Origin of the sequence: Prevotella sp. HUN102 (assembly GCF_000688375.1) — a bacterium.
In the GTDB taxonomy this organism is placed as follows: Bacteria; Bacteroidota; Bacteroidia; order Bacteroidales; family Bacteroidaceae; genus Prevotella.
On record NZ_JIAF01000004.1, the window covers coordinates 285,338 to 298,265 of the forward strand.

The 12,928-nt window shown below is 46.0% G+C and carries 8 protein-coding genes; 4 read left to right on the forward strand and 4 right to left on the reverse strand.

Annotation, left to right across the window (positions count from 1 at the left end):
* Positions 1-209: 209 nt before the first annotated feature.
* Positions 210-1,766, forward strand: a complete 1,557-nt coding sequence (locus tag P150_RS0105980) for a hypothetical protein (RefSeq protein WP_028896894.1) — start codon at positions 210-212, stop codon at positions 1,764-1,766.
* A 114-nt stretch (positions 1,767-1,880) separates the two neighbouring features.
* On the opposite strand, the gene P150_RS0105985 is transcribed toward P150_RS0105980, so the two are convergent.
* Complete coding sequence (locus P150_RS0105985) at positions 1,881-2,489, reverse strand: DUF4840 domain-containing protein (RefSeq protein ID WP_028896895.1); 609 nt, start codon at positions 2,487-2,489, stop codon at positions 1,881-1,883.
* Between the two features lie 165 nt (positions 2,490-2,654).
* On the opposite strand from P150_RS0105985, the gene P150_RS0105990 reads away from it, so the two are divergent.
* The 3 genes from P150_RS0105990 to P150_RS0106000 all read left to right on the forward strand — a co-directional run bounded on the left by P150_RS0105990 (position 2,655) and on the right by P150_RS0106000 (position 5,204).
* Positions 2,655-3,101: a hypothetical protein gene (locus P150_RS0105990; protein ID WP_028896896.1), complete on the forward strand. Its 447-nt coding sequence runs from the start codon at positions 2,655-2,657 to the stop codon at positions 3,099-3,101.
* A 164-nt stretch (positions 3,102-3,265) separates the two neighbouring features.
* Complete coding sequence (locus P150_RS0105995) at positions 3,266-3,559, forward strand: GNAT family N-acetyltransferase (protein WP_028896897.1); 294 nt, start codon at positions 3,266-3,268, stop codon at positions 3,557-3,559.
* Between the two features lie 241 nt (positions 3,560-3,800).
* Entirely contained in the window at positions 3,801-5,204 is a 1,404-nt protein-coding gene (locus P150_RS0106000) for an aminopeptidase C (RefSeq protein ID WP_028896898.1), read from the forward strand.
* A gap of 478 nt (positions 5,205-5,682) precedes the next feature.
* Here P150_RS0106000 and P150_RS0106005 read toward each other — a convergent pair whose 3' ends face one another.
* The 3 genes from P150_RS0106005 to P150_RS0106015 all read right to left on the reverse strand — a co-directional run bounded on the left by P150_RS0106005 (position 5,683) and on the right by P150_RS0106015 (position 12,782).
* The gene (locus tag P150_RS0106005; protein ID WP_028896899.1) at positions 5,683-8,262 is read right to left on the reverse strand and encodes a C10 family peptidase; all 2,580 of its coding nucleotides are present in this window, start codon (positions 8,260-8,262) and stop codon (positions 5,683-5,685) included.
* Positions 8,263-8,331: 69 nt separating this feature from the next.
* Complete coding sequence (locus P150_RS0106010; protein WP_028896900.1) at positions 8,332-9,171, reverse strand: choice-of-anchor J domain-containing protein; 840 nt, start codon at positions 9,169-9,171, stop codon at positions 8,332-8,334.
* 38 nt (positions 9,172-9,209) lie between these two features.
* Complete coding sequence (locus P150_RS0106015) at positions 9,210-12,782, reverse strand: choice-of-anchor J domain-containing protein (protein WP_155952957.1); 3,573 nt, start codon at positions 12,780-12,782, stop codon at positions 9,210-9,212.
* Positions 12,783-12,928: the final 146 nt, after the last annotated feature.

Below are 12,928 nucleotides of genomic sequence, written 5' to 3' on the forward strand. Positions count from 1 at the left end.
GGAGATATTTTGACGATATTTCGTTTTGAAAACATTTTACACTTTTCAGCCTTTCGCCTGACTTGCTTTGGCGATACTTAGATGTAGGTATTTTGCTGTTTCGGACATTCTATTTTCTTTGTTTTGAAGTATGGTTAGAAGTTTATTCTATATCTTTGCAGGGAGTTAATCACAATGAACAATTTATATTTATTCTAAAAATGAAAGTTATGAAAAAGACTTTACTGCTCTTCCTTGCCACCATTGGCTTGGGTTTGGGAACGAATGCCGCATCCGTTCGCGTATCAACAGAAAACCTGTCGGGCAATCCGATGAGGGAAAAATCCGATACTCCCGAAGGATTGATACTGACGGCTCCCGATGGCGAGACTAAAACCTATTATATGGATCTGCTCACTCACGATGAGGCTGTGGGATTTATCGGCGATTATCATAATAAAGTGAAAATTACTTTCTGCGAAAACGGAGAGGTTTATGTGCCCAATGCCGTCTATCGCAACACCATCAAGGGGCTGATGCGTGGACAGCTCAACGCCGAGAAAGACACGATTACTTTCAGCAATAATATGATTGTGGGATGGGGACCCAACCAGAAGAAATATTATTACGTGAAACTTACCGACAACGGTGGTCATATCATTGCACGGGATAATTTCAAGATGGCCATTGACAAGGCTACGGGAAAAATAACCTGTGCTGACGGGAACCTCTATCTCTCACTCTTCTTTGGCGACGACGTGGCACAAACCTATGGCATCGGAGCCAATTTTGCCTATACTCCTGTGGAATATGTGGACAACCGTTTGGATTCCTACAACTTCTTCTATGCTGATTCAGAAGATGACAAAGCCACTCACGAAGTGAAGGTAAAAGGCTATTTTGAAGGCGAAGACTTCTATATTAAAGGAATGAATCCGAAATATCCTAATGCGTGGATGAAAGGTGTGCTGAAAGAAAACAAGACCGTTCAGTTTCTATCACGACAGATGGCAAATCTCTTGAAGACGGATGATCCGATAGTGATGCTTGCCACATCGCCGAAGGACAACGACGGCTTCAATATCCACGCAGGTTTTGAGTTGGAAATCAGTGCCGACAAGACCACGCTGACAGGACTGAACGACGGAAATATATTTATGTCGAACGTAGCCATTGATGAAGATTTGAACAAGACCTTGCTTAGAAGCTACAAGATTTTCACGCTCAAGCTCAGTCCGTTATCGCCGGCTACGCCGAAAGCTCCCGAATTTCAGAAATATTCTTCAGACGAACAGGAGTTTACCTTCATTCTGCCGTCTGAAGGAACGGACGGAACGAAGCTTGATGCCGACTTTATGACTTACCGGATATTCGTGAACGGCGAACCTTACACCTTTAAGAAGAGCCTTTATCCGCGATTGAGAAACGATGAAGACTTATCGGTTATTCCGTTCATATTCGATGATTACAACACCATCAGCAAGAGTGGCTACAAGCGTTATGTATATTTCAAGGGCTTGGATGCCAATACTGAAACGCTTGCCGTGGAAGCAACTTATAGTGTAAAGGGTGAGAGCCATACATCGGATAGGCTTGTCTACAACCTGAAGACTGGAGAACACGGAGTGGTTACTGGTATCAGCACGCCCGAAAGTTCGGAAAAACCGAAATCAATAACCTATTACGATCTGTCGGGAAGGAAGCTCTCAGGGCAGGAAAAGGGCATTTGCATCAAAGTAATAACTTATGAGAACGGAAGATCTAAGGTTTCTAAGGTAATGCTGTAATTGAGTGCCTTTACATTCTTTCTTTTATTATTTCCAGCAAATGAGGAAGAATGGAAAGATAAGTGTATAAACAAAGTGGGGAATATCACTCTTGATATTCCCCGTTTTCTTATGTTATGATTTCGTTTCCTCTTTCAGGAGTATTGGAATAGGTTGGTTGAGGACGTGTCTCAGCGTTCCATCAACATAGATTCCTCCTTCGGCAATCTGCATTTGCAGTTTCTTTTCTTTTGCGAAGTTGCCGTAAGAGTTGAGGCTGTTCACATAGAATACAACCAAGACTTCGTGTGTCTTGTCATCATAATTGAGCGTGTACTTCTGCGTTTTAGGATTGATGAGGAATACTAACGGGTTTACGGTGTAGAAACCGAATCTGCAATCAAGGTCTTGTGCAGGAGCTTTCTCCAACGCTTCCTTCAAGTTGGGTTCGGTGATGTTGCTTGCAAGCACCTTTGTTGGGAAGTTCTTGATTACGAGCACGCTGTCGTTGCTGATTTTCCACGAAGTATCGAGCGTGTCAAGCGCAGACTTGAAAGACGACAGCGTCTTGGGATAAACCAGTTTTCCGGTGTAGTTGCCTTTGATGCTGTTGTAAGCAACTTTCACTTCTTCGGCAGTTGGAGGCTGAATGGTGGGAGCCAGGTCGTCCTTGCTGTTGCAGGAAACTAAGCTGACTGCTGCTATGCAGCATAGAATCAGTGTGAGTAGTTTGGTTTTCTTCATTGTCTTCTGTTTAAAGTTTCTACTTATTAAAACGCAATGAAGTTGAAAATCTTGCTCAATTTGAGTAAAAAAGTTAATAGAGAGTCGCTTTTTCCTCTTGAAAACAAATTATTCCCTATATTTGCAAGTGCAAAAACTGGAACAGATACATTATTATATTAAGGTATGGGAAAGTCAAGAATGAAAACTTATTTCGTGGCGATTGCCGTTGTGTTTCTCGTCATTGCCTGTACGGGGAACAGGGAAGCACAGGTTAAGTATAGCGTGGCGCACAATTATTTCTTCAACAATGATGCTGAAATCCCCACGGCATTGAAGATTACTTCACGATCGGATTTTGAGCGTTATTTCGGAGAATCGGCAGTAATGGGAAAGGATGGAGAGCCTACGAAGATTGATTTCTCGCGCCAGTTTGTCATCGCAAAGATGCTGCCGGAGACTGATCGGGCAACGGAACTTGTGCCAACAGGAATTGCTAAACGCGGCAAAACGCTCCGACTGCGCTACACTTTGAAGCAGGGAGAAAAGCAAACTTGGAGCAGCATTCCACTCTTTATTCTCATTCTCGACAAAAAATACGAGCAGTTTGAAGTGGTGGAATCTGCAAAATAACTTCCCGAAACGGACAAAAGGACGGCAAAAACGATGTAAAAAGCCTCCATTTTGTCCGTTTCTTTCATATTGCAACCATTCTTTCGTTAAAATTCCGATTTCATTTGGAAGTTATTCAAAATTTTATATATCTTTGCAGCGTAAACCTAACAATATGAAAGCATATGAAAACAACACTCAAATTAACAGACCAAAAAGGAATGGTACAGGCATTTGAAGACAATGAGCAAGTTGGCGAATTGACTTTTTTGCTTAAAGAGAGAGTAATCGTTATCGACCATACACACACTTTCAAGGGGCACGAAGGCAAGGGAGTTGCCGAAGCACTCACACTTTCGGCAGTTGAATATGCCAAAGGAAACAGAAGAAAGATTGTGCCAGAATGCTCATACGCGTACACCTATCTGATGCGCCACCACGAATTGGCAGGCGTGCTTGATGAGCAGGTTTTCGAATAATCGAAGATTGAGTTGTTTCCCACGGTGGAGCAATCGGTTTTTGGAACACGGAATTTTGCAAGCTGAGCAGAGAGAGGATTGCCGAATCGCCCTTTTGGGGAAGATTTTTTGAATACGTATCGGGCAGATTTAAGAAAAACGGTCTGATAATTTCCAAATCAAGCTAACCGGAATAGCCTGCAAGAAGCTGGGCTTGGGGCTTGCTGAAAAGAAAAACTTAAATATAATATAGAATAAATTTATGAATAAAAGAACTTGGATGGCCTGTGGACTGTTGAGTCTTGCACTTGCTGCGCAGGCACAAACAAAAGGCGGTGGCATTGATGCACAGATGATGCAGAAGATAACAGCCGGACATTCATCTTCAAGCAATCGCGCCATCTCTAATGCTATTGCAACAAACTCTATCGATGACCTCGCAAAGAATTTCAAGAATGCAGGTGCCATTGATACGCGTTTCAGTGTTGAAACTCCAAAACAGAACATTCAGAATCAGAAAAGTTCGGGTCGCTGCTGGCTCTTCTCTGGCTTGAACGTGCTGCGTTCAAACTTTGCCCGTCAGCACAAAGACCGTATGCCTGTTGAGTTTTCTCACGTATATCTCAGCTTCCACGACCAGTTGGAGAAGTCGAACCTGATGCTTCAGGGCGTTATCGACAATGCCAACAAGCCTATGGAAGCCCCTATCGTGTCGTTCTTCTTCAAGAATCCGATTGGCGACGGTGGTACTTTCTGTGGTGTTTCTGACCTTGTGGACAAGTATGGACTGGTGCCAATGGAGGTAATGCCTGAGACCTATTCGGCAGAAAATACCTCCCGTATGGCTCGTATTATCTCATCTAAGCTGCGCGAATACGGCCTGGAACTCCGCAAGATGGTGGCAGGCAAGAAGTCGGCATCGGCTATCAAGGCACGCAAGACCGAAATGTTGGGCGACATCTACAACATTCTCGTACTCTCTCTGGGCGAGCCTGTAAAGACATTCGAATATGCTTTCAAGGACAAGGATGGCAAGCAGATAGGCAAGCCTAAGACTTATACCCCGCAGTCTTTCCGTGACGAAGTGGTAGGTCGCAAGCTGACAGGCAGCTTTATTATGGCAATGAACGACCCACGCCGCGAATACTACAAGACTTACGAAGTGGAATACGACCGTCATACCTACGACGGACAGAACTGGAAGTACATCAACCTGCCGATGGAAGACATCGCAAAGATGGCTATCGCCTCGCTGAAGGATTCCACAAAGATGTATTCCAGCTACGATGTGGGCAAGCAGTTGGACCGCAAACGTGGCTATCTCGACTTGAACAACTACGATTACGGCACGCTCTTCGGCACATCGTTCCCAATGAACAAGGCTGAACGCATCTCCACATTCGACAGTGGTTCCACCCACGCTATGACGCTGACAGCAGTTGATCTCGATGAAAACGGTCAGCCGAAGAAGTGGAAGGTGGAGAACAGCTGGGGACCGGACAACGGCCATCACGGCTGTCTGATTATGTCAAACGACTGGTTCAACGAATATTCCTTCCGTCTCGTGGTAGACAAGAAATACGTTCCTGAAAACATTCTGAAGGCAGAACAGCAGAAGCCTATTATGCTTATGCCGGACGATCCATTGTTTCAGGAAGACAGATAATAGAAATAATTGATAGATTTTTGAATAAATTGAAAGAGACCATCCTCCATTCTGTATAGAAGGAGGTAGTCTTTTTCTTGTTTAGGGATATGGTTTGTAATGCAAAAATTGCCTATATGCAAAATCAGTAAATGAATGTAAGCAATCGTATTCATAAGGAAATTGCTTTATTTCCTTGCCACTTCAACTCTACCTTTCTGTTGTTTTCTTTGCAATTTACAAGACAATATACTTGCAAATTTGTTAGTTTCTATCCCTGTTTTGATGCGTTCAAATTTAATACAAATTAAAGCGATTTGTAAGTAACCGAAGATTGCATTCCATTCTTCGCAAGATTTGCATGCAATGGTGTGTATTTCGCTTTCTTGAATAAATATGCAGGGAGATAGAATAAAAAAAGGTGCAACATATTGGAATGTTGCACCTTGAATATATAGGCATCACTTGTGAACTGTTTTCCTCGTTCCTTTTTTATCCATTACTTGATGATGACCTTCTTACCCTTGTGGATGTAGACTCCACCCTTCGTGGGCTTCATAATGCGGATACCACCGAGTGTGTAGTATGGTTCGTTGTCTTGAGCTTCCGTTGCCTTCACGTCTGCGATGCCGGTTGCACTCTTATTTACCGTTACGGTTCCGGCTGCATAGCTGAAGGAGTAGTTCTTGGCTACGGCGTTGCTTGCATAGACGGTATAGAGACCCGGTGTGGCGAACGATGTTACTACGTTGCCGTCCTTGTCCTTAATAGTGAAGGTGGGCTCTTGTGTAAGCGTGCAGGTGGTTTCGCCATTCTTGAGTCCGCTCAACTGATAGGTTGGCGTGTAGGCGTCGCCAAGATTGATCTGCTTACTGTCTACGGTAAGTGTAACTTCGGCTTTTGTTATGACGAGTGTACCCTTGAAGAGCTGCAACATATCGGACTGGATAGTGCCGCGGGCGATGTTGATGTCGTATTCGCCTACTTCTGCCGTTGCATCAGCAGCGCAGGAGAGGAGAGGGTCGCCCACGAAGTCGTCGCCCTCGAAGCGATAGCCGAACTCAGGATTCTCTTCGCCATAGACGCGTGTGGCAGTGCTCACGTAGATATCGGTTCCGAATGGGATGATGTTGTCGTAGTCCACGAAGAACTCCTTCCATTGTTCGGCAGCCTTGTAGGTGTCTTCCGTGTGGAAAGGCACGTAGAGTTTGGTAATGGACTTGTTGATGTCGGCAAACACCTGTTCGCCCAATGCACAAGGATTCTTGCCATAGACACGGATGCTGTTGAAAGCATAGCTGCCTTCGAATGCGTTATGTCCGATGGATTCAACGGTTGCAGGGATGGTAACGTCGGTAATGCGCTGGCAGCCGGAGATGGCATAAGGATGAATCTTCTTGACTTTGGCGTCTACCGTGAACTTTTTAGCCACGAGTGGCAGCACTTCGATGAGTTCCGTTCCGTCCTTGGAATAGATGATGTTGTCCTTCAGGGTGTATTCCTTGTCGGTTCCTTCAGGAATAATGATTTCCTGCAAGCTGTTGAGTCTGCCGAAAGCACCGTCGCCAATCTTGGTAACGGATGTAGGAAGAACCAGTTTTTTGAGGCTCTGGCATCCGAAGAAGGCACGTTCGGGAATCTCGTTGTTGGCAGTTGTGAGGCTGTTTGCACCATCAACGAGGTATGGGTCGCCACCTGCAACGATGCCGGCATCCTTCAAGTCGAGGGTTTCAAGTGCGCCGTTGGTGGATTCGCCTTGCTCATTGCGGCCGGTAAGGCTGCGCAAATACTTGATGTCTGATGAGTTGAGCGCACCCTTTACGGTAAGATTCTGGAGCGTTTCGATGTTCACGCTTGCCATCTGTGCCTGAAGATTGCCCGGAGCGGTAACGGTAATGGTTTCGTTCTTGTCTCTTGCCGGACGGTTGGGGGCAATGCCGATAATCATACTCTGGCTTTCAGAGAACTGATAGCTGCCCGGATTCAGGAGATTGAAGTCGTAGTAACCGTTGTCTTCGCCGTTCCACCCCCAGTTTATATATACTTTTCCTTCCTCGTTGTAGCCGCAGAGTACGAAGGCGTGGCCGCCGTTGGTGGGTTTCTTGTCGCTTGCCCCCACGAAGATGGCACGACGGGAGTTGATTTCGTTGAAAATCATATCCATCCATTCGGCGTCTTTGCCGATGTAGTCCATACGATAGAGGAGCTTCATCGTTTCCGGATAACCGAAGTGTTCCTTCAATCCTGTGTATGCAGAACCGATTACGGCACCGGAAACGTCGGCGGCATAGCTCATATTGGCAGCAAAACCACAGTCGCGCATCAGTGTTGCTACTGCCGTTGCCTCTTCGTCGCTGTATGCACCTCTCTTATATACGGTGCGCATATCGTTCCATTTGTAGTGGCTCTGTGTGAAGTCTACGGAGAAATCCTTGTTGGAACCGTCGGGTTGCTTCACGGTCAGCGTCTTGGAGCCGCGTCCTGTATCGGGGAATTTGTTGTAATAGAGAATCTGTGCCATTGCTGTGGCAACGCAGCCGGTTACGGCCCTGTTGTCGTCTGCGCCATAGTTCTGTCCCGGTGTGCTGCCACTCTTTGCGGCAGTAGGGCAGAGATTGTTGTAAGGAGCCTGCTGTCCCCATCGTGTGGTAACGAATCCTTCCACTTTCTGCTGATATTTGTTGGGATTCGGCTTGATGACTTTCAGTTCCTGATTTCTTGAAACGATGGTTCTCACCGCGCTTTCAGCAGCCTGAAGATACCACTTGAAGTTTTCGTTGGTGCTGTTTTCTGTGAACGGAGTTTCCGAATAGCCTATGATTTCGGGTACGAGGTCGTCGTTGCTGACAATGGCGTAGCCTGCATTGGGAACACCCACAATGGTCAAGGCCTCGGTTTCTTTCAGAACCTCGAGTTTTTTGCCCACCAATGCGCGTGCCTTGTGTGTTGTGAAATTTGCCTTCAGGGTGCGTTGTGCCGCCAACATAATGGCAGACTTGCTTCTTGGAGCTGCATATCCCGGAGCTGACAGGGCAAGAACCATTGCCAGACAAGCAGCTTTTCGTATTGTATTATACATAGTATTCATCTGTTTGATGTTGTGATAGCTGGGCAAAGTGAGCATTTCAGCCCACCTTGCCGCTGCTGTTTATTTATTGATTATAACCTTCTTGCCGTTGATGATGTAGACGCCGCGCTTCAAACTGTTGAGGTTTGCAGCATTCTTCAATACCTGAACGCCGTCAAGCGTGTAGACATTGTAAGAAACTGCATCGGATGTTTCGATACCACGGACGTCTGTAACCACGTTCACGTCTACCGGTTCAGACTCCATTCCACCGGCATATACCGCCGTAACGCTGTACTTGTGCGAGCCGTCTGCCTTAGGCTGGTCGCTGAATTTCACGTCTTCCGTATTGCCGATGAGGATTCCGTCGCGGTAAATGTTGTATGAAATCGGTGTATTACCCTTTATGAAAGTAATGTCGTCGATCATAAACATTGTGGTGGTTTTGTTCGGACTGTTCTGACGGATGGCGAAGAAACGGGCACCTTCTGGCAGGTCTACCGTTACTTCCGTCCACTGTCCGGTATTGACTATATGAGTATCGCCAATCTTTGCGAATTTCTTGATGTCCGTAGGATCAACGTCCTTAGAGTAACGAACCTCGAATGTTTCGGCATAAGAACCTGTGTTCTTTACCCAGAAACTGATAGTTTGCGCCTTACCCGGCAATGCTGGGCTTATCATCCAGTTGTCGGCGTTCATTGGAACCGGCTTTGAAAGATCGGCAACCTGCATAAACGACATTGCAAACTTTTCTCCGGAGTGTGCCGGTACGTGGTTCTTGAACTTGAAGTAAGGATAGTCGTTAGGCTTAGCCACGATGAAGGCGAACTGCTCTCTGTTGTGTGGGAATGCAAAGTTTGTTCCGTCGAGAGACACGTTGTAGCCCTTGTCGGCATCGATGAAGGTCCATTCTCCCATAGTTGTCGCCCACGGGTCATAGCTTTCAAAGTCTTCCGTTACGGTAGGAGTGGCAATCTGTGGCTCTTCCCAAGCGAGATTAACGGTTGGTTGTTGCCCGTAGAGGTAACGTTGGTAGGTTTAGGCATATTTGCCTCGGCAAACTTGACGGCTGCCTCACTGACGTTGTTCTTCTTTTCTATATCGCCTGCTGCAACGACTTCTGCTTTTACGTCGAGTTGCGTACCTGCGTCGTTCAGAGAGGTCTGATAGGAAACCGGAAGCAGCTCATAGTTCATCGTGTTGAGCGACTTTGTAAGTGCAATCTGCTCGATTTCGTTGCCATTTACAGAAATCCTGACGATGGTGTTTGCATCGAGTGTGTTCTTGCCTAAGTTGGTTACTTTCGCCTTGAAACTCATCTTGTGTCCCTTGTTTACGGTCTTCGGAGCCATCAGTTCAACGGATGCGTCTACCGGAAGTGGATCAACGAAGTGAATATTGTCTACATAGATAGGATTTTCAGGCTGAGCAGCCGTTGCTTCACCGAGGATTGTGAAACTGATGTAGTTCACTTTCGTCAGTTCTTTCGGAATATCGATAGTGGCTCTTGTCCAATTTTCAGCATTTGTGATAGTGCTGAAGTCCTTGATATCCAATCGCTGTGCACTGCCGTTCATTGGTTGTGCCACGATTACCATCTTGCGCTTTGCATTTGGTGCACACTTATAGTCGAAGATAAGCTGTGGCTTGACTGCACCACGGAGGCTTACTTTGCCCAACATAATCATTGAACTGCCGGCCTGTGCAGGATTGAAGTACAGGCAACCGTTGTCGCCGTCAGATGCTTCGCCCTTCAGCATTGTCCAAGATTCATTGTTTTCTGTTGGAACAGCTGCCATAAACAGGCCTTCGTCCGAACCATCAACGAAACTTCTGTGATGAGGCATCTGATAAGGCTTGCCAACGAGCATCGACTTGATTCTCATATCGCCGCTTCCGGAAGCATTTTTGGATGTTACTGCCCAGTAGGCGATATATTGTTTACCCTCGTAGGTCTTGAAATCCTCTATCGTAAATTCTGTAACGCCCTTTTCGGTCTGACCGATTTCTTCGATTTCTGAAGCGGATTTAACCTCATATACCGTGTACCAAATGCCGGCAGGATTGAGCACTCCACCTTCTGCTGCCTTCGGAGCATCCCAAGACAACTTGATGGAATTTAATTGGTCGGTAGATGCAATGTTAGCAATCGGCCCCGGCTTGTCCTGTCCCACCTTGATGGTAATGACGCTCTTCTGTCCAACGCCGTTTTCATTGTAAGCATAGATGGCATAAGTGTTTTCTCCGTGTTCAGCTTCTGTATCCTGAACGGTGCATACCTGTCCCGGAGCAACTGGAGAAACGGTGGCAACGGTACGTTCGCCACACATTACGACAACCTTTTCGAGTGTCGTGATGGTCTCCCCCTTGCGGTTCTTTGTAGGAGCCGTGAAAGTGATGGAAGCCTGATCCAAACCACTCGGTTCAGTTTCTCCCGTCAGGTTGGTAACGGAATCCGGTGCGGTTGGCAATGGACCGTATTCTACTCTGAAGTTATCGACAGCTACAAAGAAAGAACCTGCTTCTGACACAGAGTGGAAACCGAAGTTATAATTGCCGTCAGCGTCGGCAACGATTTCTTTCTCGTAGCTTGTTACGGTGTTCGTCTTACCTGTGTAAGTGGTTACGGGCATCAGTTCCTTCGTGAGGAGATTTTCGTTGTCATTTGCTTCCATTCCCCATTTCACTTCCAGTTTCTCCTCGAAACCGGCAGGAGTGGTAACGTCGTATTTCACGAAGTATGTATAACCTTCCTTCAAATGGATAGGAGGAGATATCAGCCAACTGTCGCTTTTACCCTTAAGGCTGCTGCTGCACTTCATATAATGTTTGTCAGCATCCCATTCCCAAGGATTGTAGCTGCCAGAAACTCTGTTGATTTTGATGTAAGGATTAGAGCTTGCCTCGGTATCGAACGTTTCATTATAATTAGGTTCGTAAGCCTTGCCGAAATAGAACTCTTCAGTATTGTCGTTTTTACCTTCAACATTACCGTTCACGGTCTGCACGATGTAGTAATAATTGCTAAATTCGCCTGCCGGAATATCTTCTTCAAAGGTCAGGGCAGTCTGCTTTGGACTGACTTTAGTGAGTTGCCCGTTCTGCATTCTGTACACATTGTAGGTAACGCTGCCTACGTAACCATTGTGCAGAGCCTCTGTTGAGGCCGTCCAAGTGAGCTTTATGTGCGAATTTCCATTGCCGCTTCTTGTCATTGTAAGATTTCCCGGAGCTGCCATTTCATCGTGTCCAATCCACTGATTCTCTAAGTACTTCGCACCTTCGCCTTCAGCATTGGCTGCAACAATCTTGAAGTTGTACATTCCGTCTTTGGGAACGGTAACGTTGGCTTCGGCATTTGCTCCCGGCATTACCGTGCCTTCAGCCACTTTTTGATCGTTTGCATAAACGGTATAAGTCAGAGCTGTCGCCGACAATGGATTGCCGCCATAGGTCAAGGTAGGAGCAGTGAACTTAACCTTGCCACTCAATGAGCCGTTCGCAAAGTCATAAACGACGTTTGTTACCTTCGCAGGCGCACCCTCGGCAGCTTCAGCAGCAGGGATAGCCATACCTACAATAGCGTTTGGAAGCGCACCGACTTCTGTTGCAGCACCAGTTGAAAGGTTTACGATGTAAAGCCTTGAAACCATATTGGCGTCTGTTGCCGCCCAATAAAATTCTCCTGATGCGGGATCTATCTCTCCAGTCTGCTCATAATATTGATTATTGGCTGTCATAACGGTAACACCGGTTGCACCAACAAGTGCTTCACTACCATTATTGGTGTCAATCTTATATAAGTTTCCGTCCGTAGCTACACCGTATGCAAAGCCGTCCTTGCCATAGCCCAGTGCCACATAACGGTTTGTACTGGCCTTGATAGCGGTACGAGTCTGTGCTGCATAGTCGATGAATCCCCACTCCAGAGCTTTCATATCCTCGGTGAAGAACTGTCCGAACACCTTTGCCGATGCGGGATCCTTTGCTGTTTCCGTAGCCAAGAGATACTTATCGAATATCATTTTCGGTTCGTCCGTAGCAAGTTCCCAGGTATCGGTGTTGTATTCATAGAGGTCCATCATCTTGAAACCTGCCAATTCTGACACTTTCATACCATAGTATTTGTTGCCTATGAGCGCACTGCCGCCATTGAACTTCGTGTCAAAGCCCAATTCATCTTTAAGAGTTGTGAAACTTATGGTGGCAGACGGTGTGAAAGAAACCATCTTGCCGTAATCCTCATCCACGTAGCTGCCCCAAAGCTCGGCCTTTACTGCTGTTAGGATAGGAGATTTCTGTACTGACGGTATCAGTACAGGAAGCGAAGCTGGCATTGTGGCGTTTTTCTTCGTTATCATCTGGTTGAATAACGAATAATCCACTGTACGGTCTGCCTGATGTTTTGAAATCCTTTTCTGAATCTCGTGCTTGTGAGCCAGTTGTTTCTCCAGTTTTGTCTGCGCCAAAGCAGGCATTGCAGAGCAAACGGCAATCAAGCAAGCACAAAAATAGGTAATTCTTTTCATGACATTTTGATTTAGTTAACTATTAATCTCTATATTATTTAGGTTTTCTCTTTCCGAGAGATTTGTATGCAGAGTTTATAGCTTTGGTATGCTTTGCTTTGCTGAAAATAGATATTAAATTCAGATGGATGCAAATTTAATAATAA